The organism is Azotobacter vinelandii CA, from assembly GCF_000380335.1.
GTDB lineage: Bacteria > Pseudomonadota > Gammaproteobacteria > Pseudomonadales > Pseudomonadaceae > Azotobacter > Azotobacter vinelandii.
In genome coordinates this window covers 3,953,102-3,979,393 of the sequence record NC_021149.1, presented here as the reverse complement: position 1 = coordinate 3,979,393, position 26,292 = coordinate 3,953,102, and the positions used below count along the sequence as shown (strand labels likewise).

24 protein-coding genes are annotated in these 26,292 nt (G+C 69.0%); 15 read left to right on the top strand and 9 right to left on the bottom strand.

Going from position 1 to position 26,292, the window contains the following annotated elements; genetic code table 11:
* Window positions 1-15 precede the first annotated feature (15 nt).
* From adk to AVCA_RS17860, 5 genes are all read left to right on the top strand, one after another.
* Window positions 16-663 carry an adenylate kinase gene (gene adk / locus AVCA_RS17880; RefSeq protein WP_012702443.1) on the top strand — a complete coding sequence of 216 codons (648 nt, stop codon included), beginning with the start codon at window positions 16-18 and terminating at the stop codon, window positions 661-663.
* 110 nt (window positions 664-773) lie between these two features.
* Window positions 774-1,451: a tRNA (adenosine(37)-N6)-threonylcarbamoyltransferase complex dimerization subunit type 1 TsaB gene (gene tsaB / locus AVCA_RS17875; protein WP_012702442.1), complete on the top strand. Its 678-nt coding sequence runs from the start codon at window positions 774-776 to the stop codon at window positions 1,449-1,451.
* Window positions 1,452-1,458: 7 nt separating this feature from the next.
* A complete protein-coding gene (locus AVCA_RS17870; RefSeq protein ID WP_012702441.1) occupies window positions 1,459-2,313 on the top strand; it encodes a DUF72 domain-containing protein in 855 nt (284 codons plus the stop codon).
* A gap of 37 nt (window positions 2,314-2,350) precedes the next feature.
* A complete protein-coding gene (locus AVCA_RS17865; RefSeq protein WP_041807377.1) occupies window positions 2,351-3,040 on the top strand; it encodes an extensin-like domain-containing protein in 690 nt (229 codons plus the stop codon).
* Window positions 3,041-3,146: 106 nt separating this feature from the next.
* Window positions 3,147-3,926 (top strand): class I SAM-dependent methyltransferase, encoded by a 780-nt coding sequence (locus tag AVCA_RS17860; protein ID WP_085930877.1) that lies wholly within the window; start codon window positions 3,147-3,149, stop codon window positions 3,924-3,926.
* Window positions 3,927-3,936: 10 nt separating this feature from the next.
* Here AVCA_RS17860 and AVCA_RS17855 read toward each other — a convergent pair whose 3' ends face one another.
* Complete coding sequence (locus tag AVCA_RS17855) at window positions 3,937-4,614, bottom strand: DUF4197 domain-containing protein (RefSeq protein WP_012702438.1); 678 nt, start codon at window positions 4,612-4,614, stop codon at window positions 3,937-3,939.
* A 325-nt stretch (window positions 4,615-4,939) separates the two neighbouring features.
* Between AVCA_RS17855 and AVCA_RS17850 the strand changes: the two genes are divergently transcribed.
* The 4 genes from AVCA_RS17850 (at window position 4,940) to AVCA_RS17835 (ending at window position 8,921) form a co-directional block, all read left to right on the top strand.
* Window positions 4,940-5,860: an ABC transporter ATP-binding protein gene (locus AVCA_RS17850; RefSeq protein ID WP_012702437.1), complete on the top strand. Its 921-nt coding sequence runs from the start codon at window positions 4,940-4,942 to the stop codon at window positions 5,858-5,860.
* Window positions 5,857-6,591 (top strand): ABC transporter permease subunit, encoded by a 735-nt coding sequence (locus AVCA_RS17845; protein WP_012702436.1) that lies wholly within the window; start codon window positions 5,857-5,859, stop codon window positions 6,589-6,591. Before AVCA_RS17850 ends, AVCA_RS17845 begins: the two co-directional genes overlap by 4 nt.
* A gap of 1 nt (window position 6,592) precedes the next feature.
* Window positions 6,593-8,425, top strand: a complete 1,833-nt coding sequence (locus AVCA_RS17840; protein ID WP_012702435.1) for a GldG family protein — start codon at window positions 6,593-6,595, stop codon at window positions 8,423-8,425.
* Between the two features lie 286 nt (window positions 8,426-8,711).
* Window positions 8,712-8,921 (top strand): cold-shock protein, encoded by a 210-nt coding sequence (locus tag AVCA_RS17835; protein WP_012702433.1) that lies wholly within the window; start codon window positions 8,712-8,714, stop codon window positions 8,919-8,921.
* Window positions 8,922-9,008: 87 nt separating this feature from the next.
* On the opposite strand, the gene AVCA_RS17830 is transcribed toward AVCA_RS17835, so the two are convergent.
* The 4 genes from AVCA_RS17830 to AVCA_RS17815 form a co-directional block, all read right to left on the bottom strand.
* The gene (locus AVCA_RS17830; RefSeq protein WP_012702432.1) at window positions 9,009-9,383 is read right to left on the bottom strand and encodes a hypothetical protein; all 375 of its coding nucleotides are present in this window, start codon (window positions 9,381-9,383) and stop codon (window positions 9,009-9,011) included.
* 32 nt (window positions 9,384-9,415) lie between these two features.
* The gene (locus AVCA_RS17825; RefSeq protein ID WP_012702431.1) at window positions 9,416-10,219 is read right to left on the bottom strand and encodes a putative RNA methyltransferase; all 804 of its coding nucleotides are present in this window, start codon (window positions 10,217-10,219) and stop codon (window positions 9,416-9,418) included.
* Window positions 10,213-11,370 (bottom strand): succinyl-diaminopimelate desuccinylase, encoded by a 1,158-nt coding sequence (gene dapE / locus AVCA_RS17820; RefSeq protein WP_041807375.1) that lies wholly within the window; start codon window positions 11,368-11,370, stop codon window positions 10,213-10,215. The genes AVCA_RS17825 and dapE overlap by 7 nt, the downstream gene beginning before the upstream one ends.
* 127 nt (window positions 11,371-11,497) lie before the next feature.
* Window positions 11,498-14,089, bottom strand: a complete 2,592-nt coding sequence (locus AVCA_RS17815; RefSeq protein ID WP_012702429.1) for a glycosyltransferase — start codon at window positions 14,087-14,089, stop codon at window positions 11,498-11,500.
* Window positions 14,090-14,310: 221 nt separating this feature from the next.
* On the opposite strand from AVCA_RS17815, the gene tcdA reads away from it, so the two are divergent.
* Window positions 14,311-15,123 carry a tRNA cyclic N6-threonylcarbamoyladenosine(37) synthase TcdA gene (tcdA, locus tag AVCA_RS17810; RefSeq protein WP_012702428.1) on the top strand — a complete coding sequence of 271 codons (813 nt, stop codon included), beginning with the start codon at window positions 14,311-14,313 and terminating at the stop codon, window positions 15,121-15,123.
* Window positions 15,124-15,225: 102 nt separating this feature from the next.
* Window positions 15,226-16,470, top strand: coding sequence for an alpha/beta hydrolase (locus AVCA_RS17805; RefSeq protein WP_012702427.1), 1,245 nt, complete (start codon window positions 15,226-15,228; stop codon window positions 16,468-16,470).
* Here AVCA_RS17805 and AVCA_RS17800 read toward each other — a convergent pair.
* The 4 genes from AVCA_RS17800 to AVCA_RS17785 all read right to left on the bottom strand — a co-directional run bounded on the left by AVCA_RS17800 (window position 16,467) and on the right by AVCA_RS17785 (window position 19,733).
* The gene (locus tag AVCA_RS17800; protein WP_012702426.1) at window positions 16,467-16,871 is read right to left on the bottom strand and encodes a SufE family protein; all 405 of its coding nucleotides are present in this window, start codon (window positions 16,869-16,871) and stop codon (window positions 16,467-16,469) included. The two genes, AVCA_RS17805 and AVCA_RS17800, sit on opposite strands and share 4 nt — an antisense overlap.
* Window positions 16,868-18,073, bottom strand: a complete 1,206-nt coding sequence (locus tag AVCA_RS17795) for an aminotransferase class V-fold PLP-dependent enzyme (RefSeq protein ID WP_175555869.1) — start codon at window positions 18,071-18,073, stop codon at window positions 16,868-16,870. The genes AVCA_RS17800 and AVCA_RS17795 overlap by 4 nt, the downstream gene beginning before the upstream one ends.
* A gap of 229 nt (window positions 18,074-18,302) precedes the next feature.
* The gene (dapD, locus tag AVCA_RS17790) at window positions 18,303-19,337 is read right to left on the bottom strand and encodes a 2,3,4,5-tetrahydropyridine-2,6-dicarboxylate N-succinyltransferase (protein WP_012702424.1); all 1,035 of its coding nucleotides are present in this window, start codon (window positions 19,335-19,337) and stop codon (window positions 18,303-18,305) included.
* Window positions 19,338-19,376: 39 nt separating this feature from the next.
* Entirely contained in the window at window positions 19,377-19,733 is a 357-nt protein-coding gene (locus AVCA_RS17785; RefSeq protein ID WP_012702423.1) for an ArsC family reductase, read from the bottom strand.
* A gap of 175 nt (window positions 19,734-19,908) precedes the next feature.
* Between AVCA_RS17785 and AVCA_RS17780 the strand changes: the two genes are divergently transcribed.
* Genes AVCA_RS17780 through AVCA_RS17765 form a run of 4 tightly spaced genes read left to right on the top strand, consistent with a single transcriptional unit; the run spans window position 19,909 to window position 26,287 of the window.
* Window positions 19,909-23,583, top strand: coding sequence for an ATP-binding protein (locus AVCA_RS17780; RefSeq protein ID WP_012702422.1), 3,675 nt, complete (start codon window positions 19,909-19,911; stop codon window positions 23,581-23,583).
* Entirely contained in the window at window positions 23,584-24,225 is a 642-nt protein-coding gene (locus AVCA_RS17775) for a hypothetical protein (RefSeq protein WP_012702421.1), read from the top strand.
* Window positions 24,222-25,442: a hypothetical protein gene (locus AVCA_RS17770; protein ID WP_012702420.1), complete on the top strand. Its 1,221-nt coding sequence runs from the start codon at window positions 24,222-24,224 to the stop codon at window positions 25,440-25,442. Before AVCA_RS17775 ends, AVCA_RS17770 begins: the two co-directional genes overlap by 4 nt.
* Window positions 25,430-26,287: a DUF7281 domain-containing protein gene (locus AVCA_RS17765; protein WP_236616260.1), complete on the top strand. Its 858-nt coding sequence runs from the start codon at window positions 25,430-25,432 to the stop codon at window positions 26,285-26,287. The genes AVCA_RS17770 and AVCA_RS17765 overlap by 13 nt, the downstream gene beginning before the upstream one ends.
* Window positions 26,288-26,292 lie beyond the last annotated feature (5 nt).

Below are 26,292 nucleotides of genomic sequence, written 5' to 3'. Positions count from 1 at the left end.
CAAGGAGCTACATCGATGCGCGTGATTCTGCTGGGGGCGCCCGGTGCCGGCAAAGGTACCCAGGCCCGCTTCATTACCGAGAGGTTCGGCATTCCGCAGATTTCCACCGGTGACATGCTGCGTGCCGCGGTCAAGGCCGGCAGCCCGCTGGGGCTCAAGGTGAAGGGGGTGATGGACAGCGGCGGCCTGGTTTCCGACGACATCATCATCGATCTGATCCGCGAGCGCATCGCCCAGCCCGACTGCGCCCGGGGTTTCCTCTTCGACGGTTTCCCGCGCACCATTCCCCAGGCCGAAGCCCTGCGCGATGCCGGCGTGAGCATCGATCACGTGCTGGAAATCGCCGTCGACGACGAGGAGATCGTCTCGCGCATGGCCGGCCGCCGCGTCCACGCGGCCTCCGGGCGCGTCTACCACGACCTGCACAACCCGCCGAAGGTGGCCGGCAAGGACGACGAGACCGGCGAGGATCTGATCCAGCGCGAGGACGACAAGGAGGAGACCGTGCGCCATCGCCTGGCTCTCTACCATTCGCAGACCAAGCCGCTGGTCGATTTCTACCAGAGGCTCGCCGCGACCACCGGCACTCCCCGCTACACCCGCGTCGAAGGCATCGGCTCGGTGAGCGAGATCACCGCCCGCGTGCAGGCCGCCCTGGCCTGATCCGCCGTGCCCGCGACGGACGGCTCGCTTCGTGCGGGCCGTCCGTTTTCCGGTCTCCGCCCGGACGGGGTTTATAATGCCCGTCCTTTCAGTTCCTCCCGGATGACCCGATGACCACTCTGCTGGCCCTGGATACCGCCACCGAAGCCTGTTCCGTCGCTCTCCTGCACGAGGGCCGTGCGTTCGGCCGCCATGCGGTGATCCCGCGGTTGCATGCCCAGCGCGTGCTACCCATGGTTCAGGAGCTGCTGGGCGAGGCGGGCATCGCCCTGTCGGCGGTCGATGCCATTGCCTTCGGTCGCGGACCGGGTGCCTTCACTGGCGTGCGCATCGCCGTCGGCGTGGTTCAGGGCCTGGCCTTCGCCCTGCAGCGGCCGGTGCTGCCGGTTTCCGACCTGGCGCTGCTGGCCCAGCGCGCCCACCGGGAGCGGGGAGTCGATCAGGTGGCGGCGGCCATCGACGCGCGCATGGACGAGGTCTACTGGGGCTGCTACCGCCTGGCGGAGGGCGAGATGCGTCTGGTCGGCGGCGAGGCGGTACTGGCGCCGGAACGGGTCGAGCTGCCGCGCCTGGCGAGCGGCGACTGGTTCGGCGCCGGGACCGGCTGGACACACGCCGAGCGCATGCCGGTCGCGCCCACCGCCCGGGACGCCGATCTGTTGCCCGATGCCCTGGATCTGCTGAGCCTGGCCGGCTTCGCCTGGCGGCGCGGCGAGGCCGTGCCGGCCGAGCAGGCGCAGCCGGTCTACCTGCGCGACAAGGTCGCCACCCCCAAGGGTGTCCGGTAGGCCCGCGATGCTGCCCTATTGTCTCGGCTGTCCCTCCTGGAGCGAGGCGGGTTGGCGCGGCCGCCTCTACCCGGACGGCACGCCGGCGTCCGACTATCTGGCGCTGTACGCCCGGGTGTTCAATGCGGTCGAGGGCAACACCACCTTCTACGCCCGACCTTCGGCGGCGACCGTGCAGCGCTGGGCGCAACGGATGCCGGCGCATTTCCGCTTCTGCGCCAAGCTGCCGCGCGACATCAGCCATTCGGCCGAGCTGCGCCTGCAGATGCCGGCCGCCCGGGCCTTCGTCGAGTCGCTGGCGCCCCTGGGCGAGCGGGTCACGCCGTTCTGGCTGCAACTGCCGGCCAGCTTCGGGCCGGCGCGCCTCGGCGAGCTGGCGGACTTTCTCGCCGGCTTCGAGCGTCCCCTGGCGGTGGAAGTCCGCCACCCGGCCTTCTTCCAGCGCGGCGAGGAGGAGCGGGCACTGAACCGCCTGCTGCGCGACCGGGGCGTCGAGCGCCTGTGCCTGGATTCCCGGCCGCTCTTCAGTTGCCACGAGGACACGCCGGCGGTGCGCCATGCCCAGTCGCGCAAGCCGCGCCTGCCGGTGCGCCCGGCGGCCCTCACGGCGTTTCCGCAGGTACGCTTCATCGGCCATCCGCTGCTCGCCGCCAACGATCCCTTCATGGCGCCCTGGCTGGACAAGGTCGCCGCCTGGATCGAGGAGGGCAGGCAGCCCTACGTTTTCCTGCATACCCCGGACAACTTGCTGGCCCCCGAACTGGCTCGGCGCTTCCATGAACGGTTGCGGGAGCGCCTGCCGGGACTGCCGCCGTTGCCGGCGCCGGCGGCGGCCGACGATTCGCAACTCGATCTGCTCTGAGCATGCAACCAAGTTCCCCGTTCGTTGCCTCAAGGGCATGCCCATCGTTCGCAGGTTCTTGGTGTGCGCGCTGCTGGCAGGGCTCGCCTGGGGCGGCTGGCAGGCCTGGCCGGCCGTGCCGCCCCGCTGGAATCCCTGGGCGCCGCTGGATGTGCGGGATTCGCCGAACCCGCTCACGCCCTTCAAGCAATGGCGCCTGCGGCACGATCCGGCGCTCTGCGCCACGGCGCTGGCCAGTTCCGCACTGCGTTATACCGTCCTGGCCGACAGCCGGCCGGCGCCCGATTGCCCGATCGAGAACAGCGTGCGTCTGCACGCCGCCGAAGTCGCTTTCAATGCCAGCTTCACCGCCACCTGCCCGCTCGCCGTCGGCTATGCCCTGTTCGAGCGCCATGGCCTGCAGCCGGCGGCCCGGCGGGTGTTCGGCCAGCCGGTGGTGGGCATCGAGCACTATGGCAGCTTCGCCTGCCGCAATATCGCGCGCAGCGCCAGGCGCAGCCAGCACGCCAGCGCCAATGCCCTGGATATCGCCGGTTTCCGCCTGGGTGACGGCCGGCGCATCAGCGTGGCCCGCGACTGGGGCGGCGACGACCAGGCGGCGCGCTTTCTGCGCCTGGTGCGCGATGCCGCTTGCCGTTCCTTCAACGTCACCCTGGGCCCGGATTACAACGCTGCGCACCGCGATCACCTGCACGTCGACATGGGGCCGGGCCGGCTCTGCCGTTAGAGCCGGTGGTTCGGCCTGCCGGGACGCCGGAACCGGTCGCGACTCTGGCAGAATGCCGGGCCTGGAGTCGACGGCCGCCGGGGCGGCCCTTTTCGAGCATTTTGCAATGGCTGATGAAAGTCCTGCGGTATGGGTTCGGGTCGAAGCCCTGGATACGGTTTTTCACGAGGCGGCACAGGCCCTGGCCGGGCGCCTGGGGCTGCCGTTCGGCGGCGAGGCGCGATTCGCCCTGCAGCTCGGCGAGCAGGGGCTGCAGTTGGCCGAACTGGGAGCGCAGGCGCCCGGGCCGGTGCGGGTCGACTTCGTCGAGGGCGCGTCGGCGCACCGGCGGTTGTTCGGCGGCGGCAGCGGACAGATGATCGCCAAGGCGGTCGGCGTGCAGCCGGGCGTGCGTCCCCGGGTGCTCGATGCCACCGCCGGGCTGGGGCGCGATGCCTTCGTGCTCGCCTGCCTGGGTTGCGAGGTGACCCTGATCGAGCGTCAGCCGCCGATCGCCGCACTGCTCGAGGACGGTCTGGCCCGCGCGGTCCGGGATCCGGAAGTCGCTCCCATCGTCGCGCGCATGCGCCTGCTGCCGGGCGACGCCATCGCGCGGATGCGCCAGTGGCCGGACGAGCCGCCGCAAGTGATCTACCTCGATCCGATGTTTCCGCACCGCGACAAGAGCGCCCTGGTGAAGAAGGAGATGCGTCTGTTCCGCCCGCTGGTCGGCGACGACCCGGACGCGCCGGCCCTGCTCGAGGCCGCCCTGGCGCTGGCCAGCCACCGGGTGGTGGTCAAGCGCCCGCGCAAGGCGCCGAGCGTCGCCGGACCGAGGCCGGGCTACAGCCTGGAGGGCAAGTCCAGCCGCTACGATATCTATGCGCGGCAGTCGTTGAAGGGCTGAACACAGCGCGTTACAGGGCGCCGAACACCTTCTTCGCCAGGCTGGTGGCGGCGGCGGTCGGGTTCTCGCGGATCTTGGCTTCCTCGCCGGCGATCACCTCGAACAGTCCGTCGAGCGCCCGCTCGGTGACATAGTTTTCGAGATTGGCGCTTTTCGCATCGATCGCGCCGAAGCCAGCCGCCTTGGCGGCGAAGGCGTTGTACTGGCGGGCCAGGCCGACCTGGTCGGTCGCCTGCTTGACGATGGGCAGGAACTTGGCGCGGATCTGCTCGCGGCTGCTGCGGTCGAGGTACTGGGTGGCCGCATCCTCCGAACCGGAGAGAATCTCCTTGGCGTCGGCCACGGTCATCTTGCGCACCGCATCCAGCAACAGGCTCCCGGCTTGGGGAACGGCGGCCTCGGCGGCCTGGTTCATGCTGGCCTCCAGTTGCTCGACCTGGCTGCCCATGCCCATCAGTTTCATGGTCTTGGCGAGCTTGCCCAGACCGCCCGGCAGCTCGATGCGCAGCGCGGGATCGTTGCTGAAGCCGCCGGGCTGGCCCAGTTGCCGTACGGCCAGTTGCGCCCCCTGGCTGAGTGCGTCCTTGAGTCCGCCGCTGGCATCCCCCTGGCTGAGATCGGCGAGGGAGAGGGCGAAGGCGTGGGTACCCAGCACGAGGCCGGCGAGCAGCGGGGCGATTCGACGCATGATGGCATTCCGCGCGGAAAAGGGACGGCCAGCTTAGCCGAGGCGGGCGGAGCGGAACAGTCCGGCTCCCGCGAATCGGGCTTTCCGCCCGCATGGCAGAGCGCTTGCGGGGGAGGGGCGTGGCACCGGGCAGTGGCTTGCCAGGCCGGCGGCGGACTCCTTATAGTCCGCCGGCATTCACCACTGGCCGTTGGAAGGCCCCCGATACGCGGCCATCGGCGCCGGACCCGTCCGCACAGGGCGGGCTTTTCAACGGATCGAACGAGGCGTTTCCCGCCTGTGGCCGTCGGCTGGCGGGAAGGCCTTACTACACGGATGAGAGGCCATGATCGAGATAGAGAAGCTGACCAGGCGCTTCGCGCAGCGCACCGCGGTGGACGATCTGTCCTTCCGCGTCCAGCCGGGGGAGGTGCTGGGCTTTCTCGGCCCCAACGGCGCCGGCAAGTCCACCACCATGAAAATGCTCACCGGCTTTCTCGCGCCGACCTCCGGCACCGCGCGCATCCTCGGTTTCGACATCCGCCGCCAGACCCTCCAGGCCCAGCGGCTGATCGGCTATCTGCCGGAGGGCGCGCCCTGCTATGGGGACATGCGCGTGGCCGGCTTCCTCGGCTTCATCGCCGAGGTGCGCGGTTTCCGCGGCGCGGAGAAGCGGCGGCGGGTCGCCGCGGCGGTCGAGCGGCTGGAACTGGAGAAGGTGCTCGGGCAGAGCATCGATACCCTCTCCAAGGGCTTCAAGCGCCGGGTCGGCCTGGCCCAGGCGATTCTCCACGAGCCGCCGGTGCTGATCCTCGACGAGCCGACCGATGGCCTCGATCCCAACCAGAAGCATCAGGTGCGCCGGTTGATCGGCGATCTGGCCCGCGACCGCATCGTGATCATCTCCACCCATATCCTCGAGGAGGTGACGGCGGTGTGCAGCCGCGCGCTGATCATCGCCGCCGGCAGGCTGGTGGCCGACGGCACGCCGCTGGAGCTGGAAAGCCGCTCGCGCTACCACCAGGCGGTGACCCTGGTCGGCGAGGGCCTGGAGCAGAATGCGCTGGCGGCGCTGCCGGGCGTCGCCGGAATCGAGAGCAATCCACGCGAGGGCAGCCTCACCGTGCTGGCCAGGCCGGGGGAGGTGATCTTTCCCCAGGTCAATGCGCTGATCCACCAGCGCGGCTGGCAGGTGCGCGAGCTGGACGTGGAGCGCGGCCGCCTCGACGAAGTGTTCCGCAGTCTGACCCGAGGGGAGGCGGCATGAGGCAGCTACCGGTGGTTTTCAAGCGCGAACTGGGCAGCTATTTCGCCACGCCCCTGGCTTATGTGTTCATCCTGATCTTCCTGGTTCTCTCCGGGGTGTTCACCTTCTACCTGGGCCGCTTCTTCGAGAGCAACCAGGCGAGCCTCGCGCCTTTCTTCGATTTCCATCCCTGGCTCTACCTGTTCCTGGTCCCGGCCATCGCCATGCGCCTCTGGGCCGAGGAACGCAAGTCGGGCTCCATCGAGCTGCTGATGACCCTGCCGATCGGCCGCTTCGAGGCGGTCGTCGGCAAGTTCCTCGCCGCCTGGGTGTTCGCCGGCCTGGCATTGCTGCTGACCTTCCCCATGGTGTTCACCGTCAATTACCTGGGCGACCCGGACAATGGCGCGATTCTCACCGGCTACCTCGGTAGCTGGCTGCTGGCCGGCGCCTACCTGGCGATCGGCTCGTGCATGTCGGCGCTGGCGAAGAACCAGGTGATCGCCTTCATCCTCGCCGTCAGCCTGAGTTTCCTGTTCATCGTCAGCGGTTTTCCGCTGGTGCTCGACGCCTTCGCCGACTGGGCGCCGCAATGGCTGCTCGATGCGGTGGCCTCGTTGAGCTTCCTGGTACGTTTCGACGCGATCAGCAAGGGCGTTCTCGATCTGCGCGATCTGCTCTATTTCCTCTCCCTGATCGCCGCCTGGCTGGCCGCCACCGCGGTGGTGGTCGATCTGAAGAAGGCCGACTGACATGAAGAAGATCCTTTATTCGGGCGTCGGGCTGCTGCTCATCGCAGTGGCGTTCCTGGCCTTCAACGTTCTTTCCAGCCAGTTGCCGGGCAACGCCCGCCTGGATCTCACCGAGCAGAAGCTCTACACCCTGTCCGCCGGCACCGAGCGTATTCTCGCCGGGCTGGAGCAGCCGCTGGACCTGTATTTCTTCTACTCCGACCAGGCCACACGCGAACTGGCGCCGCTGCGCAACTACGCCCGGCGGGTCGAAGAGATGCTCAAGGCCTACGAGCGGGTGGCGAACGGCAAGCTGCGCCTGCACATCGTCGACCCCGAGCCGTTCTCCGAGGACGAGGATCGCGCCGCCGAGTTCGGCCTGCAGGCGGTGCCGCTGAACCAGGGCGACGAGCAGGTCTACTTCGGTCTGGCCGGACGCAACGCGGCGGGCAACACCCAGGCGATCCCGTTCTTCCCGCTGGATCAGGAGGAGTTCCTCGAATACGAGATCAGCCGCCTGGTGCAGGGTCTGGCGCATGCCCGCCTGCCGGTCGTCGGAGTGCTTTCCGGGCTGCAGTTGAACGGCGGCTTCGACATGCTCGCCGGACAGCCGACGGCGCCCTGGATGGTGCTCGAGGAAATTCGCCAACTGTTTCGCATCGAGAGCCTCGAGCCCGGTGTCGACCAGATTCCCGAGGAGGTTTCGGTGCTGCTGCTGGTGCATCCGAAGCAGTTGCCGGAGCAGACCCTCTATGCCATCGATCAGTTCGTGATGCGCGGCGGCAAGCTGCTGGCCTTCGTCGATCCGCTCAGCGAGATCGACAGCGGCATGAGCCTGTCCGGCGAGATGGGCGCTGGCCGGGCATCCGATCTGGAGCCGCTGTTCAAGGCCTGGGGCGTGCGCCTGCGCCCCGCCGAGGTGCTCGGCGACGGCGTCTATGCCATGGCCGTGAGCCTCGGCCAGGGACAGCGGGCGGTGCGCCATCCCACCTGGCTGAACCTGCCGCCCGAAGCGCTCGATCAGCAGGACGTCACCACCGCCGGACTGGAGAGCCTGATCGTCGCCAGCGCCGGTATCCTCGATCCGCTGGAGGGCGCCTCGACCCGTTTCGTGCCGCTCATCCAGAGTTCCACCCATGCCATGCCGCTGGACGCCGAGCGCGTCGCCGCGGTCGACGATCCGCAGAGTCTTTATGCCGATCTGCAACCGACCGGCGAGCGTTACGCCATTGCCGCGCGAGTCGACGGGCCGGCCAGATCGGCCTATCCGGACGGGATCGAGGGGCGCAAGGACGGCATCAAGTCGGTCGACAACATCAATCTGATCCTGGTCGCCGACAGCGACCTGCTCAGCGACCGCATGTGGGTGCGGATACAGGACTTCTTCGGCCAGCGCATCCCGCAGCCGTTCGCCGACAACGCCAGCTTCGCGATCAACGCGCTGGACAACCTGGCCGGCTCCGACGCGCTGATCGAGGTACGCTCGCGCGGCCGCTTCAGCCGTCCGTTCGAGGTGGTCGAGGCGCTGCAGCGCGAGGCGGAGGCGCGCTTCCGCGAGAAGGAGGAGGTGCTGCAGCAGCGCCTGGAGCAGACCGAGCGGCAGCTCGCCGCCCTGCAGCAGGGCGAGGAGCCGGGCAAGGTCCTGGAACTGAGCCCCGAGCAGCAGGCCACCCTGCAGCAGTTCCTCCAGGAAAAGCTGCGTATCCGCAAGGAACTTCGCGAGGTGCGCTACCAGTTCAATGCCGACATCGAGGCGCTCGGGCGTACCCTCAAGTTCCTCAATATCGCCCTGGTACCGATGCTGCTGACCCTGGGCGCGCTGGCTGTCTGGCTGTGGCGCCGGCGGCGGGCCTGAGAGGAGGGCAGGGACCGGCTCCAGAAGATATTTCGGAGCCGATAGCAACCTCCAAATCGATGAAAATAGTGGAATTTTCGACCGATTTATTGATCTGGAGGGGTTGCGCCTGCGACAAAAAGTCCTTCCCTGCCCAGGTGGTTGCTTTATACTGCCCAAGCGGTGCTTCCAGGGATGCGCCTTCAACACCCAAGCCTAGAGCATGTTTGAGGGTTTGGAGCACGTCCGCGGGCCATGGTGGCCTCTGGTAAGTCGAACAAAAATTGCATGTGTGGAGAGAGTGGTAATGGCTGATCGTGAGGTCGGAACCGTCAAGTGGTTCAATGATGCCAAAGGCTATGGATTCATTCAGCGCGAGAGCGGCCCGGACGTGTTCGTCCATTACCGCGCCATCCGCGGCGAAGGTCACCGATCCCTGATCGAGGGACAAAAGGTGGAATTCTCGGTGATCCAGGGCCAGAAGGGCCTGCAGGCGGAAGACGTCTCCAAGATGTAAGACACCGGCAGGTCCGTCGGCGACGGGCCTGTCCGCTTCTCCACGCTTCTCTCCAGGCTTCGGCAGGCGCCGAGGCGTCCTCGGCCCTCAGTGGGTCCGCCAGATGAACTCCTGTTCGCCCGTATCGTCGATCTTGATCCAGCGGTCGGCGGCATCGACGCTTTCCTCTTCCTGCCAGCCCCCCGGCGCGCAGCGGATCTGCACGCCCAGCGCGGCGAAGGCAGCGCGGGCGAAGGCCAGGTCGTCCTCCCAGGGCGTCCGCTCGCTTTCGATGAACAGGCTGTGCCACTTGCCCACCGCGTTCGGCAGCCAGGTGATGGGCGCGCCGTCGGCCGCCTGGCACTTGAAGGTCTGGCCCTGGCGCTGCCAGGGCGTGCAGGGCCCTATGGCGGCGTTCAGCCAGTCGGTGACCGCCTGCTGGTCGCCGTCCTTCAGGTAGATTTCGATGTCGGGTTGGCGCATGGCGAATTCCCCAGGATCGACAGACCCTTGCGTCAATTTCGTTCGATCCAATCGTAGCGTATGGCGATCGTGACCTCTAAGGGCGCGGCGATCACCGCGGCGCGGTGTTCGGCGTTGGCGCGCCAGCCGTGCGGGGTCATCGCCAGGAGGTCGGCACGATCCCCGGCGGCATCCAGACGCAGCCGGTAGCTCAGCGTTTCGCTGTGCGCGAGCCGCATGCCGGGCGGAATCAGCGACAGGTGCTTGGCGTCGTCGTATTCGCGCACCTCGTCATAGAGCAGGCCGCGCAGTTCCAGCAGATGCTCGCGGGTCGGCCCCATGCGCAGCAGGCCGCCACCGGGAGCCAGCAGGCGCCGCGCCTCCTGCCAGTCGAGCGGGCTGAACAGGCTGGCCAGCAGTTCGCAACTGGCATCGGCCAGCGGTACTCGCGCCATGCTGGCCACCAGCCAGGTCAATTGCGCAGCCCTGCGGCAGGCCCGCTTGACCGCCTCGCGGGAGATGTCCAGGGCGTAGCCATCGGCAGCGGGCAGGGCCGCGGCCAGTTGCGCCGTGTAGTAGCCCTCGCCGCAGCCGACGTCCAGCCAGCGGCGCGGCGCGCGTTCGGCGGCCAGTTCGGTCAGGCGCAGGGCCAGCGGGGCGTAGTGGCCGGCCTCCAGGAAGCGCCGGCGCGCCTCGACCATCGCCTGGTTGTCGCCGGGATCGCGGCTTTTCTTGTGCTGTACCGGCAGCAGGTTCAGGTAGCCCTGGCGGGCGCGATCGAAGCGGTGGCCGGCCGGGCAGGTCGCGCCTTGCTCGTCAGGCTGCAGCGTGCCCCGGCAGAGAGGACAGATCAGCATGCCAGCAGCCGCACCAGGGTCTGGTAGTGGATTTCGGTGAGCAGCTCCAGGTCGCTGGCCAGCACGCATTCGTCGACCTGGTGGATGGTGGCGTTGAGCGGACCGACCTCGACCACCTGGGTGCCCAGGGTGGCGATGAAGCGGCCGTCCGAGGTGCCGCCGCTGGTCGAGGGCGTGGTGTCCCGGCCGGTCACCGCGCGGATGCTGGCCGACACGGCGTCCAGCAGTGCGCCCGGTTCGGTGAGGAAGGGCAGGCCGGACAGCGCCCAGTCGATGTGCCAGTCGAGGCCGTGGCGGTCGAGGATCGCCGCGACGCGCCGCTGCAGACCCTCCACCGTGGACTCGGTGGAGAAGCGGAAGTTGAACAACATCTGCAGCTCGCCGGGGATCACGTTGGTGGCGCCGGTGCCGGCCTGGATGTTGGAGATCTGGAAGCTGGTCGGCGGGAAGAAGGCGTTGCCGTCGTCCCAGTGCTCGGCGGCCAGTTCGGCCAGCGCCGGCGCGGCCTGGTGGATGGGATTCCTGGCCAGTTGCGGATAGGCCACGTGGCCCTGCTTGCCGCGCACCGTCAGAGTCGCGCCGAGCGAGCCGCGCCGGCCGTTCTTCACCACGTCGCCGAGCGTCTCGCTGCTCGACGGCTCGCCGACGATGCACCAGTCCAGGCGTTCGCCACGCGCGCGCAGGCGCTCGACCACCGCCTGGGTACCGTGCAGCGCCGGGCCTTCCTCGTCGCTGGTGATCAGGAAGGCGATCGCCCCGCGATGGCGCGGATGGTCGGCGACGAAGCGTTCCACCGCGACCAGCATGGCCGCCAGGCTGCCCTTCATGTCCGCCGCGCCGCGCCCGCGGAGCATGCCGTCGGCGTCGAGGGTGGCGGTGAAGGGCGGGGTCTGCCAAGCTTCGTGCGGACCTGTCGGCACCACGTCGGTATGGCCGGCGAAGCAGAGTACCGGTCCCTCGCCCGTGCCGCCGTCGCGACGGGCCCAGAAATTCTCCACCTCTCCGATGCGCATCGGTTCCAGGGCGAAGCCGAGGGCGCCCAGGCGGGCCATCATCAGCGCCTGGCAACCCTCGTCCAGCGGCGTGACCGAGGGCCGGTCGATCAGTTCGCAGGCGAGCGCCAGGGTGGGGGAGAGGGCGGTGGCGGTCATCATGGCTCCGAAACGGCGGGAAAAGGACGGCATTTTAAGACAAAAGCCGCTGCGGGGCTGCAGCGGCTTTCGGGGCGCAGGAGGGGGCGGCGCTGCCGCAGCGCTGTCCGGCAATGCCGACCGCCTGTCAGACGGCTTCGACGAGCGGGACCTCCTGAACCTTCTTCGGCTGCGACGACAGCAGCGCCATGATCAGCGCCGCCAGATAGGGCAGCGACTGGATCAGCAGGACCGCCACCCAGAAGATCACGTCGTTGCTCGGGAAGCCCTGCACCAGGGCGATGCCGGCGGCCGCGCCCCACAGCACCAGCATGATCACCACCTCCTCGCGGGCTTCCGCCAGGGCCACCAGGATGCCGTGGTTGTTCGCCATCTTCGGTGTGCGGAAGAACGGGATGCTGCTGGTGAAGAAGCCGTAGAGCACCGCCTTGGCGATGGTGTGCGACAGCGCCAGGCCGGCGATCGCGGCGTAGAAGGCGTCCTTGAGGTTGACGCCCACCGCGCGGCGGTAGAGGAACAGGATCTTGCCGACCTTGAAGAAGAACAGCGCCAGCGGCGGGATGGCGAAGATCAGCAACGGCGGGTCGACCCGGTGCGGGACGATGATCATCGCCGCCGACCACAGCAAGGCGCCGAGGGTGAAGAAGATGTTCAGCCCGTCGGCGATCCACGGCAGCCAGCCGGCCAGGAAGTGGTAGCGCTGGCCGCGGGTCAGCTCGCTCTCCTTGCCCCACAGCAGGCTGCGGGTATGGCGCTTCATGATCTGGATGGCGCCGTAGGCCCAGCGGAAGCGCTGCTTCTTGAAGTCGATGAAGGTGTCGGGCATCAGTCCCTTGCCGTAGCTGCGTTCGGAATAGGCGGCCGAGAGGCCCTTCTCGAACACCCGCAGGCCCAGCTCGGCGTCCTCGGTGATGCACCAGTCGGCCCAGCCCAGTTCGTCCAGCACCGAACGCCGGGTCATGGTCATGGTGCCGTGCTGGATGATCGCGTCGCGGTCGTTGCGGGTGATCATGCCGATATGGAAGAAGCCCTTGTATTCGGCGTAGCAGAGCTTCTTGAAAGCGCTTTCGCGGTCGTCGCGATAGTCCTGCGGCGACTGCACCACGGCGATCTTCGGGTCGGCGAAGTGCGGCACCATGTGCTTGAGCCAGTCGCGTTCGACGCAGTAGTCGGAGTCGATCACCGCGACCACTTCGGCGTCCGGCGCGGTGTACTGCAGCACGTAGTTCAGCGCGCCGCCCTTGAAGCCGGCCAGCGGCGCGACGTGGAAGAACCTGAAGCGCGGGCCGAGGCGCGCGCAGTGCTCCTCGAGGGGCTTCCAGACCGCTGGGTCCTTGGTGTTGTTGTCGATCACCAGCACCTCGAAGTCCGGGTAGTCCAGGCGCGAGAGGGCGTCGAGGGTCTGCTTGACCATCTCCGGCGGTTCGTTGTAGCAGGGCACGTGGATCGACACCTTGGGCCGGTAGGCTTCGTCGGCGGTCACCGGCGGGAACGGCCGGCGGCGCTTGAGCGTCCATACCGTCTCGGCCAGTTCGTGGGCCTCGGTGAGCAGCACGATGAACACGCCGAGCGCACCGAGGGCGAGCAGGAAGCCGACGGTGAGGCTGAACCAGGTGCTGTACTGCTGGCTGTAGTCGTAGCCGATCCACACCAGGATCGAGCCGCAGGCGAAGGCGACGAAGGTCAGGAAGGTGCGTCCGCGCTGGCGCAGCGCGCTGCCATCGATCAGCAGCAGAGCCAGGGCCAGTACGGCGAGGACCACCGAGCCGACCGCCAGCAGGCGCCACTGGGGAATGGCCACCACCGGTCCCTCGAAGGCGAACTTGGGCTGGCGCTCGAAGTTGTAGACGCCCCAGTAGGCACCGACCGAGCCCTCGTCGTCGATCTTCCAGGGCTGGTCGAAGGCCTCGATGACGAAGTAGTTGTAGCCCTGGGCGTTCAGGGTATTGACCAGGGTGCGCAGGTAGATCGCCTGGTCGATCTGGGTGGCCTCGGCGCCGCCGCGGGTACGGCCGTTGCTCGGCCAGCCGACCTCCGAGAGCAGCAGCGGCTTTCTCGGGAACAGTTTCTTCAGGTCGCGGGCGCGGTCGAGGGTGAACTGGACGGAGTCCTCCATCGGCACGAATTCCCAGTAGGGCAGGATGTGCGCGGCGATCAGGTCGACGTGGCGGCCCAGCTCGGGGTATTCCTGCCAGATGTGCCACTGCTCGGAGGTGGTCACCGGCACCTTGACCGCGGCGCGGACCCGGTCGATGTAGGCGATCAGCGCCTCGGGAGTGATCTCGCTGCGGAACAGCGCCTCGTTGCCGACCACCACGCGCACCACGCTGCGCGAGCTCTTGGCCAGCTCGATGGCCTTGGCGATTTCCCGCTCGTTGCGCTCCATGTCCTGGCTGATCCAGATGCCCAGGGTCACGCGCAGGCCCAGCTCCTCGGCCAGGCGCGGCACGTTGGCCAGGTTGCCGTCCACCGAATAGGTGCGGATGCTGTCGGTCTGCCGGCTGAGCAACTCCAGGTCGGCGCGGATTTCATCGTCGCTCGGGTAGCGGTTTTCCTGGGGATTCTGCCCGGGGCGGAAGGGGGAGAAGGAGTAGCCGGAGATCTGCTCGGGCCAGTCCGGCGCGGTGACCGGCAGGTTGTAGAGCGCCCAGATTCCGGTGAAGAGCGCAGCGACTGCCACGACCACCACCAGATTGAGTCCGAATTTATGCGATGACATGACTGATTCAGGTTCCAAGAGGTGGAGCAGGAGAAGCCGGCGAACGCCGTTGACGCATCCTACGTTGCCATCCCTGACCTGTATAGCTCCCGCCTGTCCTGCCACGCCAGGCCCGGCGCGGCTTGCCACCCTTTGGCAGCGGATGGCCGGGCAAGTTCGGCGGAGGCTTCAATCCCGCCGTGCCTGCGCCGATAATAGCCGCCGGTTCGCGAGGTGGAACAATGATTACTGAAGATCGGCGCTTCGGCGGTATCGCCCGTCTCTACGGCAGCGAAGGCCTGGCCCGCCTGGCCGCGGCCCACGTGGCGGTGGTCGGCATCGGCGGGGTCGGCTCCTGGGCGGCGGAAGCGCTGGCGCGCAGCGGGGTCGGCGAGATTTCCCTGTTCGACCTGGACGATATCTGCATCACCAACACCAACCGGCAGATCCATGCCCTGGATAGGGCGGTGGGCCGGCCCAAGGTGGAGGCGATGGCCGAACGCCTGCGCGCCATCAGCCCCGAGTGCCGGGTGCATGCGGTGGCCGACTTCGTCACCCGCGAAACCATGGCCGAGCACATCACCGAAGACCTGGATTTCGTCATCGACTGCATCGACAGCGTGGCGGCCAAGGCGGCGCTGATCGCCTGGTGCAAGCGGCGCAAGATCGGCATCGTCGCCACCGGCGGCGCCGGCGGGCAGATCGATCCGACGCGGATCCAGGTCTGCGACCTGAACAAGACCTTCAACGACCCGCTCGCCGCCAAGGTGCGCTCGACCCTGCGCCGCGACTACGGCTTCTCGCGCACGCCGGGGCGGACCTATGGCGTGCCCTGCGTGTTCTCCAGCGAGCAGTTGCGCTACCCCAAGCCGGACGGCACGGTATGCCAGAGCAAGGGCTTCGTCGGCGAGGGCGTGAAGCTCGACTGCGCCGGCGGCTTCGGCGCGGTGACCATGGTCACCGCCAGCTTCGGCATGGCCGCCGCGGCCAGGGCGGTGGACAAGCTGGTGGCCGGCGCCCGTCGTCCGGCGGAGCGGCGCGCATCGTCCGCCTGATTATCCGGGATTCTTTACCCACGCTTACCCATCTTGACCTAACTCTTGCCACCCGCCTGACATAATCGACCGCCGTTGCGAACCGCCCCGGAGTCCGTGCGAATGTCGAAATCCAGGCTCTTGCGTCTTTCCCTGCCGTTGCTCGTCGGCGCCGTGCTGGCCGCCTGCGCCGGGCGCCCCGAGCCGCCCGGTCCGCCGCCCGGTGAAAACCTCGAGCGTCGACTGGAGGGCGCCTACCGGCCGGCCGCGCGGTCGCCGGTGCGCGGCTGGGATGACGAATGGCAGGTGGCCGGACAGGCGGTGGAGGTCAGTTGGCTGGCGCCGGAACAGGTCCAGGGGATGCCGCTGATCCTCTATCTGCCGGGGCTCGGCGAGAGCAGCCGGGACGGTGTGCAATGGCGCCGGGCCTGGGCCGAGGCCGGCTACGCGGTGCTTTCGGTACAACCTCGGCAGTACGGACGGGTGATCTACTCCAGCTCCGAGGCGCAGGTGGGGGTATTCCGCTCCCTGGCGCAGAAGAGCTTCGCTGACCAGGCCCTGGCGGCGCGCATCGCCGTGCTCGATCAGGTCCTGGCGGATCTGCGCAGACGGGCGCAAGCCGGCGAGCCGAACCTGGCCAGGGTCGACTGGCAGCGGCTGGCGGTGGCCGGCTTCGATCTCGGCGCGCAGACCGCCGCCGCCCTGGCCGGCGAGCGCGCGGCCGGAGCATCGGCGCCGGCCGGCTGGCAGCCGAGGGCGGCGATCCTGCTCAGTCCCTATGTCGCCGAGGACGGCGGGGGCGACCGCTTTGGCCGCATCGGTACGCCGCTGCTGGCGGTCACCGGGCCGCACGACGAGGACCCTTTCGGCTGGGTCGACCCGCCGAGCCGCCGCCAGCGGCTCTGGGAGGGGGTGAGGACCTCCGGCAGCTATCAACTGATCGCCGCCGAGGCCAGTCATCGGCTGCTGAGTGGCTCGTTCGAGGACATGGCCGGAGCGGGCGGCGGGCGTCAGGGCGGACCTTCGTCCGGCGGCCGGCCGGAGGGGGGCGCTGGTCGTGGCGGAAGCGGCGGGCCTGGCGGCGGTGGGGGACCCGGTGGGGGCGGCGGGCCCGGTGGCGGTCCTGCAGGCGGCGGACGCGCCGGTGGTCCCGGCGGCAAGGGCGGCGGCCCCGGTGGCGGCAGTCGGATGGGCCGCGGCCAAGGCATGGAGGAACGCATCGATCCGCGCCAGATGGCCAGCCTGCAGAGCCTCAGCCTGGCCTTCCTCGACGCCCGGGTGCGCGATGCCGCGCCGGCGCGCCTGTGGCTGGAACGCGACGCCGTCCAGTGGCTGGAGGCGACCGGCCGGCTCGAGCGGAAACCCTAACCGGCCAGTTCGCGCATTCGTTGCAGCACGGCATTCAGGCCGTTGCTGCGCGACGGCGAGAGCTGGCGGGACAGGCCGAGGCGGGCGAACCAGTCGGCCAGATCCACGGCCCGCAAGGCCTGTGCATCGAGGCCATCGACCCGCGCCAGCAGCACTGCCAGCAAACCGCGCAGCAGCCGCGCATCGCTGCCGGCGCGGAAATGCCAGTGGCCGTCCCGTCGTTCGCCGAGCAGCCAGACCTGGCTCTCGCACCCCTGCACCTGGTTGGCCGAGCAGCGCTCCGCGTCGCTCAGCGCTTCGAGACGCTCGCCCCACTGCAACAGCAGGCGCGCCCGCTGTTCCCAGCCGGGGCATCGGGCGAAGGCTTCCAGGGCCTCGCCGGCGGCGGCGGGCAGGCTCATCGCAGCAGTTCCAGGGCGCGTTCGAGGGCGGCGAAGAAGCGCTCCAGATCGTTCCCGTCGCTGTACAGGCCGAGCGACACGCGCAGCGCGCCGGGCAGGCCGAGGCGGCGCAGCAGCGGCATGGCGCAGTGCTGGCCGGCGCGCACGGCGATGCCCTGTTCGGCGAGCAGATGGGCCAGATCGGCGTTGTGCACCCCTTCGATCACGAAACTGGCCAGCGCGTTGTGCGGCTCGGCGAGCAGGCGCAGACCGGCGACAGCGCGCAGTCCGGCGAGCAGGCGCCGGTGCAGAGCCGCCTCGTGGGCGGCGACCGCCGTGCCGTCCAGGCTCTGCAGGTAGTCCAGGGTGGCGCCGAAGGCGATGGCCGCGCCGATCGCCGGGGTGCCGGCCTCGAAGCCGAGCGGCGCCGGGCGAAAGCGCGCCTCGTGGTAGTCGGCCTGCTGCACCATCTCGCCGCCGAACTGCCAGTGCTGCAGGCGTTCCAGGGCCTGCGGACGGCCGTGGAGCACGCCGAGGCCGTCCGGGCCGTAGAGCTTGTGCGCGGAGAACACGTAGAAGTCGCAGGCCAGCGACCGCAGGTCGTGGCGACCGTGGACCGCGCCCTGGGCGCCGTCGACCACCGTCAGCGCGCCCCGGGAACTGGCCAGGGCGAGCAGTGCGTCGAGCGGCTGCCAGCGGCCGAGCACGTTGGACAACTGACTGACCGCGAGCAGCCGGGTGCGCGGGCCGATCAGCCGCTCGGCCTGCTCCAGGTCGATGTCGCCGGCGCCATCCAGCGGCAGCACCACCAGGTCGAGACCGCGGCGCTGCGCCAGGCGTTGCCAGGGCAGCAGGTTGGCGTGGTGCTCCAGGGCGCCGACGGCGATCGTGTCGCCCGGCGCGAACAGGTGTTCGAGTCCGTAGGCGAGCAGGTTGAGGGACTCGGTGGCGCCGCGGGTGAAGACGATCCGCTCGGCGCTTCCGGCGTTCAGCCAGGCGGCGACCTTCGCCCGCGCCGCCTCGAAGGCCCGCGTGGCGCGCTCGCCGGGGCAGTGCTGGGCGCGGTGCACGTTGGCCGCGCCGCCGGCGTAGTGGCCGAGCAGGGCGTCCAGCATCGCCTGTGGCTTCTGCGCGGTGGCGGCACTGTCCAGGTAGGTCTGGCCGTCCCGGGCGAAGGCGGCGAAGGCCGGGAAGTCGGCCCGCCAGGGGGAGGGAAGGGACATGGTCGGTGCGTCGTCGTGAATGATGGGGAGGCCTTCGGGGCGGCGACGTTTGTCGTCATGCGATTCGTTGTAAACACCGTTTTTGTAAGAAACGGATTCGTCCGCGATCCGTAGGGTGGAAAACCGCGCAGCGTTTTCCACCAATCGCCGCCCGGCGCCCGCCAGGGTGGATGGCTTCGGCCATCCACCCTACGCCTGTGGTCGCGTCCGCAGAAGGCGGCGCGGTGGCTCAGTTGTGGGCGTGCAGCGCCTCGTTCAGCTCGATGGCCGACTTGTGGGTCTTGCACTCCACCGCGCCGCTCTGCGAGTTGCGGCGAAACAGCAGGTCCGGCTGGCCGGCCAGCTCGCGGGCCTTGACCACCTTGACCAGTCGGCCCTGCTCGTCGAGCAGATTGACCTTGGTGCCGGCGGTGACGTACAGGCCGGATTCCACGGTGTTGCGGTCGCCCAGCGGGATGCCGATGCCGGCGTTGGCGCCGATCAGGCAGCCTTCACCGACCGAGATGACGATGTTGCCGCCGCCGGACAGGGTGCCCATGGTCGAGCAGCCGCCGCCGAGGTCCGAGCCCTTGCCGACGAACACGCCGGCCGAGACGCGGCCCTCGATCATCCCCGGACCCTCGGTGCCGGCGTTGAAGTTGACGAAGCCCTCGTGCATCACCGTGGTGCCTTCGCCGATGTAGGCGCCCAGGCGGATGCGCGCGCTATCGGCGATGCGTACCCCGGACGGCACCACGTAGTCGGTCATCTTCGGGAACTTGTCCACCGAGAAGACCTCCAGCAACTCGCCCTTCAGGCGTGCCTCCAGTTGGCGGGCCGGCAGTTCGCCCAGATCGACGGCGCCCTGGCTGGTCCAGGCCACGTTGGGCAGCAGCGGGAAGATCCCGGCGAGGTTCTGCCCGTGCGGCCTGACCAGGCGATGGGAGAGCAGGTGCAGCTTGAGATAGGCCTCCGGGGTGGAGGTGAGGGCGGCGTCCTCGGCCAGCAGGGTGGCGACCAGCGGCTTGTGGGATTCGGCCAGGCGGGTGAGCAGGGCGGACTGCGCCGGGTCGATGCCTTTCAGCGCCACGGCCAGCTCGGCGGCCCGGTCGGTGTCGATGGCGATCGCCTGGTTGCCGCCGCTGTAGCCGATGAGCGGCGCGACCGCCGCGACCAGCTCGGCGGCCGGGTGCAGCAGCGGCAGGGCGTAGAAGACTTCCAGCCAGGCGCCCTGGCGGTTCTGGGTGCCGACGCCGAAGGCCAGGCTGAACAGGGTGGTGGACATGGGGGCGTTCCTTGTTGCTGATTCGTGAAGGCGCCGGCCTCAGGCCAGCGCGGCGGAATAGAGTTCCGGCTTGAAGCCGACCAGGCTGCGTTCGCCGAGGTCGAGCACCGGGCGCTTGATCATCGAAGGCTGGGCGAGCATCAGCTCGATGGCCCTGGCCTGATCAAGATCGGCCTTCTGTGTGTCATCCAGTTTGCGGAAGGTAGTGCCGGCGCGGTTGAGCACGACCTGCCAGCCGTGCTCGGCGCACCACTTCTCCAGGTGCGCGCGGTCGATGCCGGCGCTCTTGTAGTCGTGGAAGCGGTAGGCCACGCCCTGCGCGTCGAGCCAGGCGCGGGCCTTCTTCATGGTGTTGCAGGCCTTGATGCCGTAGAGGACCGGGGTTCCGTCTGTCATCTGGATATCGTGTGGTCGGGATGGAGGAGGGGAATTATGCCATGTCGGTTCCGTGCCGGCCGCAGCTCGGAAGGAATTTACCGGACGGTCCGGCGGTCTCTGCGCAAATCGCCCTCAGGCGCTACACTGCCAGCCTTTTCGGCTGCCGCCATCACCGTTTTTCCGAAGGACCCGCATGCCCGGCCTGAATCGCATCATCCTGATCAACACCCACCTCCAGGGCGTGGTGGAACTGGTCGTCGACGACCACACCAACATTTGCGGTACCAACGCCTCCGGCAAGACCACCCTGCAGCGGCTGGTGCCGGTGTTCTACGGCGAGTACCCGAGCCGCGTGGTGCCGGCTACCCGCGACAGCTTCGAGCGCTGGTACCTGCCCACCGAGCAGAGTTTCATCGTCTACGAATACCAGCGCATGGACGGCCAGCTCTGCCAGGCGGTGCTGGCCGCCGCCAGCGACGGCCGGGGGGTGACCTATCGCCTGGTGCAGAAGGGCTTCGAACTGGACGACTACGTGAAGAACCGCCAGGGCGACGCCATCGTCTGCCTGAGCATGGAGGAACTGGGGCGGCGCTTCCGGCAGGGCGGCGTCAACACCACCCGGCTGATCAACACCACCCAGTTCCGCGCCATCATCCAGAACGACCGCAGCCTGCTCGCCGCCGACGGTCAGCGCGCCGAGCTGCGCGGCTGGGCCCGGCAGTTCTCGCTCTGCGATCCGGAGCACTCGCTGCGCCATATCGAGAAGCTGGCGCGCGCCGTGCACTCGCGGGAAGGCAAGATGGAGACCATCAAGTCGATGGTCGCCGCGATCCTCGAGGAAGACGGCGTCAGCCCGCCGGCCACCCACCTCAACCTGCAGCGGGTCGAGGACTGGATTCGCGACAGCCGCCTGATCCAGGGCTTCAACGCCATCCGCCCGGAGTTCGAGCGCCTGGAGCGCGAATACCAGGACCTGCTGGGCGGCGAGCTGCGCCTGGCCGGCCTGCTGTTCGGCTACAAGGCCGACGAGCCGCGCCTGTTCCAGTCCCAGGAAGAGACCGAGGCGTCGATCGAGCGGAGCGGCTTCCAGCTCCGCCAACTGGAAGAGGGCTGGAAGGAGCGGCGCGACGCGCTCAACCAGGAGCTGTCCGCCGCCCGCGGCGACATCGGCCGCATCGAGGACGAACTGGAGCAGATCGAGCGGCAATACCAGGGCTATCTGGACGCCGACATCGAGCAGGCCAAGGCCGATCTCGAACAGGTCGGCGCCTGGCGCGACGAGATGGCCAACCTCGACGCCCGCCACCGCCTGCTCACCGAGCGCCACCAGGACGTCGAGCGCGCCTGGCTGGAGCGCCAGCAGGCGATCAAGGACCAGCGCGAGCTGGCGCTGGAGCAGTTGCGCGGCCAGGAAGAGGCCCTGCGCGAGGAGCGCGACGAGCGCAAGGCCCGGCAGGACGAGGCGCTGCACGCCCTCGAGAGCGCCTTCGTCGCCCGCCGCCAGGAAGGCCTGGAAGACTTCAACCGCCGCGAGTACGAGCGCAGGCTCGAACGCGATCGTCTCGACCAGCGGAGCCGCAACCTCGGCTACAGCGAGGAGGAGAACCTCGCCCTGGCGATCCTCGACCGTCGTCTCGAGGAGGCCGACGAGAGGGTCGAGGCCGCCGAGGCCCGGGTGCGCCATCTGGAAACCCAGGAGCGCGGCCTGCGCGCCCGCCGCGAAGAGGCCCATGGCGCCTTCACGCTGGGCGCGCGGCGGCTGGTCGAGCGCCAGGAGCAGCTCGACGAGATCGAACTGATGCTCTATCCCGGCCAGCACACCCTGCTGGAATTCCTGCGCCGCGAGCAGCCGGGCTGGGAGAGCCGGATCGGCAAGGTCATCCATCCGGAACTGCTCAAGCGCGCCGACCTCAAGCCGGCGCTGGGCGACGACGGCGAAGGCGGCCTGTTCGGCGTGCACCTGGACCTGGCCGCCCTCGAAGTCCCCGGCTACGCCGCCAGCGAGGCCGAGCTGCGCCAGCGCCTGCAACTCGCCCAGGACGCCTTGCAGGATGCCGAGAACCAACAGAAGGAGACCGAGGCCCGGCTGGTCGAGGCCAACGCCGCCTTGGAGGAGTCGCAGCGGCAACTGGTGGTGGCGCGCAGCGAGGCGCAGAACCGCCGCGACGACCGCCAGCGCCTCAAGGAGGAGCGCCGCGCCCAGAAGGACCGGCTGGACGCCGCGGTGGCCGAGCGGCGCAGCCAGGCGCGCAGGCAACTGGTCGAGCTGGATGGCGCGCTCGAGCTGCTGGTCGCCGAGCGCGATGCCTGGCTGGCCGAATTGAAGAGCCGCTACGGCGAGGAGCGCCTGGAAACCTCGGCGCACTGGCAGCAGGTGCTCGGCAGCCTGGACAACCAGATCCGCCAGCTCAAGGCCGCCGCCGAGGCGCGCCGCGCCGGCGCCCGGGCCGAGCTGGAGGAGTGCGAACGCTGGTACAGGGACGAGTTGAAGTCGCGTGGCGTCGACGAGAACGCCATCGTCGAACTCAAGCGCCAGATGAAGGCGCTCGGCGAGCGGATCGCCCGTACCGAACAGCGCCGCGACGAGGTGCTGCGCTACGATGACTGGTACCGGCACAGTTGGCTGGCGCGCAAACCCAAGCTGCAGGGCCAGTTGGGCGAAAGCCGCGACCTGGCCGCGGACCTGGAGCAGCGGCTGGGCGGCGCCAGCACCGCCTACAAGGCCGAGCGCGGCCGCTTGGAGGAAGGCCGCCAGCGGGCCGTACAGCTCAAGGGCCAGCTCGACGAGGCGCTGGGCCGTCTCAGGACGCTGCTGCGCCGCCTCGGCGAGCTGAAACTGCCGCGCGAGGCCAGCCCCGCCGAGGGCGAGCTGGACGAGCGCCTGCGCCTCGGCGAGGAGCTGCTGCAGGCCCGCGAGCGGCAGCTCGCCGCCATCAAGGCCCACGTCGAGCGTTTCGACGGCCTGATCGCCGGGCAGTCCGGCTCCGGCCTGGCGGAAACCTGGGAGCGCAGCCGCGCCGAATGCACCCAGGTCGGCGAGCGCGGCATCCCGAGCCTCGACTACCGTCGCCTGGTGCCGCACCTGGCGGAACTGCTCAACGTCCTGGTGCCGCAGAAGATCGCCGCGCTGCGCGATCTGGGCAAGAACTTCGGCATCGAGCTCAACCACTACTACGAGGTGCTCGCCGACATCGACCGCAAGATCGACACGCAGAGCGCGCGGATCACCCGCGAGGTCGGCGAGGAACTGTTCCTCGACGGCGTCTCCGAGTCGGCGGTGCGCATCCGTTCGCGGATCGGCGAGCTGGAGTTCTGGCCGGAACTCAAGGCTTTCATCAAGGCCTTCCGCGCCTGGCGCGAGGACGGCTACGGCGAACTGCCCGGCGAGGACTACACCGGCAGCATGCGCCGGACGCTGGACATCGTCGGCCGTTCGGCGCTCGGTGGCGGTATCGCCGGGCTCCTGGAGATCGAGCTGCGCCTGCGCGAGGGCAACAGCGACCTGGTGATCCGCACCGACCGCCAGCTCAACGAGTCGTCCAGCCACGGCATGGCCTATCTGATTCTCTGCAAGTTCCTGCTGGCCTTCACCCGCCTGTTGCGCGGCGCGGCGCCGGCCGTCGTCCACTGGCCCATCGACGAGCTGGGCACCCTGCACCACAACAACGTGAAGAAGATCTTCGACGCCTGCAGCAACAACAACATCCGCATCCTCGGCGCTTTCCCCAACCCGGATTCCGAGGTGCTGTCGCTGTTCGCCAACCGCTACATCGTCAACAAGCAGACCCGCCAGTTGCAGGTGGTCAGGCCGCGCCTGGATGCCATCGCCGAGCGCCTGAAGAACCTGAAAAGCGGAGAGGTGGCCTGAATGCTCTCGACCAGGGGACAAGTGATCGAGCGCCTGCTCAGGGGCGAGTTCATCTGCCGCACCAGCGACGAGGACGCCTGGCGTTTCCTGAAGACGCCGGCCAACCGCGAGCAGATCGACGACTATCTGGCCACCCTTAACCGCATGGTCGCCACCGTCGGCGGCGCCGGCGAGGGCGACGTGTTCTTCTGCGCCTACCGGCAGCTCGGCGAGGACGAGCGGCGGGTGGTCGGCCAGCAGTTCCGCGACGTCTGCGCCGCCCTCTCCCCGCTGGTGGAGTGGCTGGTGCTGGTCCAGGAGGCCGGCGCCCAGGATGCGCCGCTCACCGAGGGCAGCGCGCTGCGCCTCAACGAGCTGCAGAGCATCGTCGAGGACACTCCGGCGTTCCGCGAGCAACTGGCGCGGATCAGCCACTACCGGCTGTTCGGCTCGACCAGCGCCGGCGTCGACGGGCAGATCAAGCAGGTGTTCAAGCGCCTGTGCGAACTGGGCTATCTGGTGCGGCCCAATCCGGACAAGCAGATCTACCTGGGCACCGGCAAGCTCGACTACCTGTACGAGGTGATCCGCTTCATCGACGAAAGCGAGGGTCTCGACCTCGAAGGCCGCGCGGAAGGCGCCAGCCAGGGCTCGCTGCTATGAGCGGCAGCCTGCATCAGGCCGGGGTGCGCTTTCTGCGCCTGCTGGGCCGGCATGCCGAGCCGATCATGGACGCCTACCTGGCCGGCTCGGTGACGGATCAGGCGCTGGAGCCGGCGGTCGAGGAGCGGCTGGTCAGGGACGGTATCCTCTACCGTCCCGAGCCCGGCGCCGACCTGCACCTGCGCCGGGCGGTGCGCGCGCTGCTGGAGGAGGCCCTGCGCGACGACCGCAACCGGCAGATCGACGCCAACGCCGGCGCCGCCCTGGCCACCTTCAAGACCCTCGCCGCCCACTACAAGGAGGCGCGCCACCAGGGCGACTACGCGGCCGCCGACGCTTACCTGGGCGAACTGCGCGAGCACGTCTACGCCTTCGGCGAGACCCTGGGCCACGGCATTCGCGTGCTGTGGAGCCGGATCAACAACGAGTTCGGCTACGTCGGCACCCTCAACGCCAAGATCCGCGAGAACGAGTTGGCCCAGTCCCAGGTGAGCGAACTGCTCGCCGGGCTGGAGCTGATCAGCTTCGAGGAACTGGCCGAGACCGCCGGCGACCTGCGCGAGCTGCGCCGCCTGCTGGTCACCAGCCTGCAGCGCACGGTCAGCGCCTGCTCCCAGGAGCTGAGCGTGGTCCAGGGCCGCCTGCTCGAACTGCTCGGCCGCTTCCGCCAGATCCGCGGCCGCACCCGTCTGCTCAAGGGCTGGCTGCTGCACATGGAGCAGCAGCCGGACTACCGGGTGGGCAACCACGCCGCCCAGCCGCAGGTCCCGCAACTGTTCAACCAGGCCCCGGCGATCCTCGCTCCGGCCGCGGTGGACGTCCACAACCCGTCGCAGGAGGAGGTCCTGCTCGCCCTGGTGGCCCAGGCGCGCAGTCTGCAGCCGGCCGAGCGCCTGGGCCAGGCGCCGGGCGAGGCCGGCGAATTCGTGCTCGGCGCGCCCGAGGACTTCGAGGTCGTCGCCAACCCGATCCGCGCGGCCGTCGAGGCCTACTTCTGCCGGATCATCGACGGTGGCGAACGGCTTTCGGCCCTGGAGTACCGGGCGCAGCACGAACTGCCCTGGGATGCGGAAAGCTGGCTGTACCAGGTGATCGGCGGCTACGAGGGGCTGCCGGAGGAGCAGAAGCGCCACTTCGAGCTGGACCCCATCGGCGAGCCGCATCCGGTCTACTCGGGCAATTTCATCGTGCGGGACGTCAGGCTGTGGCTGGCCTGAGCGCGCGTCACTTGCAGGCCATCCACAGCCTGTTGCGCAGTCGGCGCCACAGGGTACCGCTCAATGCGACCTGGCAGTTCATCCGGGAGGAGCTGGAGGTCGGCGAGCCACGGGGAAACAGCCTCTACTTCGACGATGCCATGCTGCGTGTCCTGCGCCGGGCGGCCGAGTGCGCGAGCGGTGCCGCAAACCTGCTGGCCAGCGCTCCGCGCGGTAATCGCCTGCAGGTGGCGGCACAGGGTTTCATCGACGAGAAGACCGCCCGCCAGCGCCCCGACGATGGCTTCGTGCTGCTCAAGGGACGCCTGCCCGCGCCGTTGCCGACCCTGTCGCCCAGCCTGAGCCTGCGCGTGCCGCTGGAGAGCCTGGACCTTTCCGCCGTTGTCCAGGTACTGGTGATCGAAAACCTCGACAGCTTCGACGACTGGGAAGGCTACCGGGCCCCGGCCGGGCTGGCCGACAGCCTGATCCTCTATCGCGGTCACGGTGGTCTGGCGCGCGGCGCCCGGCGTTTGCTCGGCGCGCTGCCGGCGGCGGTGCGCGTCGGCGTGTTCGCCGACTACGACCCGGCCGGCCTGTGCATCGCCGCCGGCCTGCCGCGCGTCGATTTCCTGCTGCTGCCGGAACCAGCGCCGCGCCTGCTGGACAAGGGCAATCGCGAGGATTATGCCGACCAGTTCCGGCAGACCGCCCATCTGGAACGCATCGAACTGGACGGCTGGCAGGGCGTGTGGATGGAGATGAAAGAGCACGGGGTCAGCATCAAGCAGCAGCACATGCTGGCGCTCGGCATCGCGCTGCGACAGATACCACGTCGCCGGAGCGACGGAACTCGACCATGGTGAATTCT

What these genes read in the sequence shown, in the direction of transcription:
- adk (WP_012702443.1), top strand. Translation starts at nt 16, where the DNA reads ATGCGCGTGATTCTGCTGGGGGCGCCCGGTGCCGGCAAAGGTACCCAG.
- tsaB (WP_012702442.1), top strand. Translation starts at nt 774, where the DNA reads ATGACCACTCTGCTGGCCCTGGATACCGCCACCGAAGCCTGTTCCGTC.
- AVCA_RS17870 (WP_012702441.1), top strand. Translation starts at nt 1,459, where the DNA reads ATGCTGCCCTATTGTCTCGGCTGTCCCTCCTGGAGCGAGGCGGGTTGG.
- AVCA_RS17865 (WP_041807377.1), top strand. Translation starts at nt 2,351, where the DNA reads ATGCCCATCGTTCGCAGGTTCTTGGTGTGCGCGCTGCTGGCAGGGCTC.
- AVCA_RS17860 (WP_085930877.1), top strand. Translation starts at nt 3,147, where the DNA reads ATGGCTGATGAAAGTCCTGCGGTATGGGTTCGGGTCGAAGCCCTGGAT.
- AVCA_RS17855 (WP_012702438.1), bottom strand. Translation starts at nt 4,614, where the DNA reads ATGCGTCGAATCGCCCCGCTGCTCGCCGGCCTCGTGCTGGGTACCCAC.
- AVCA_RS17850 (WP_012702437.1), top strand. Translation starts at nt 4,940, where the DNA reads ATGATCGAGATAGAGAAGCTGACCAGGCGCTTCGCGCAGCGCACCGCG.
- AVCA_RS17845 (WP_012702436.1), top strand. Translation starts at nt 5,857, where the DNA reads ATGAGGCAGCTACCGGTGGTTTTCAAGCGCGAACTGGGCAGCTATTTC.
- AVCA_RS17840 (WP_012702435.1), top strand. Translation starts at nt 6,593, where the DNA reads ATGAAGAAGATCCTTTATTCGGGCGTCGGGCTGCTGCTCATCGCAGTG.
- AVCA_RS17835 (WP_012702433.1), top strand. Translation starts at nt 8,712, where the DNA reads ATGGCTGATCGTGAGGTCGGAACCGTCAAGTGGTTCAATGATGCCAAA.
- AVCA_RS17830 (WP_012702432.1), bottom strand. Translation starts at nt 9,383, where the DNA reads ATGCGCCAACCCGACATCGAAATCTACCTGAAGGACGGCGACCAGCAG.
- AVCA_RS17825 (WP_012702431.1), bottom strand. Translation starts at nt 10,219, where the DNA reads ATGCTGATCTGTCCTCTCTGCCGGGGCACGCTGCAGCCTGACGAGCAA.
- dapE (WP_041807375.1), bottom strand. Translation starts at nt 11,370, where the DNA reads ATGACCGCCACCGCCCTCTCCCCCACCCTGGCGCTCGCCTGCGAACTG.
- AVCA_RS17815 (WP_012702429.1), bottom strand. Translation starts at nt 14,089, where the DNA reads ATGTCATCGCATAAATTCGGACTCAATCTGGTGGTGGTCGTGGCAGTC.
- tcdA (WP_012702428.1), top strand. Translation starts at nt 14,311, where the DNA reads ATGATTACTGAAGATCGGCGCTTCGGCGGTATCGCCCGTCTCTACGGC.
- AVCA_RS17805 (WP_012702427.1), top strand. Translation starts at nt 15,226, where the DNA reads ATGTCGAAATCCAGGCTCTTGCGTCTTTCCCTGCCGTTGCTCGTCGGC.
- AVCA_RS17800 (WP_012702426.1), bottom strand. Translation starts at nt 16,871, where the DNA reads ATGAGCCTGCCCGCCGCCGCCGGCGAGGCCCTGGAAGCCTTCGCCCGA.
- AVCA_RS17795 (WP_175555869.1), bottom strand. Translation starts at nt 18,073, where the DNA reads ATGTCCCTTCCCTCCCCCTGGCGGGCCGACTTCCCGGCCTTCGCCGCC.
- dapD (WP_012702424.1), bottom strand. Translation starts at nt 19,337, where the DNA reads ATGTCCACCACCCTGTTCAGCCTGGCCTTCGGCGTCGGCACCCAGAAC.
- AVCA_RS17785 (WP_012702423.1), bottom strand. Translation starts at nt 19,733, where the DNA reads ATGACAGACGGAACCCCGGTCCTCTACGGCATCAAGGCCTGCAACACC.
- AVCA_RS17780 (WP_012702422.1), top strand. Translation starts at nt 19,909, where the DNA reads ATGCCCGGCCTGAATCGCATCATCCTGATCAACACCCACCTCCAGGGC.
- AVCA_RS17775 (WP_012702421.1), top strand. Translation starts at nt 23,584, where the DNA reads ATGCTCTCGACCAGGGGACAAGTGATCGAGCGCCTGCTCAGGGGCGAG.
- AVCA_RS17770 (WP_012702420.1), top strand. Translation starts at nt 24,222, where the DNA reads ATGAGCGGCAGCCTGCATCAGGCCGGGGTGCGCTTTCTGCGCCTGCTG.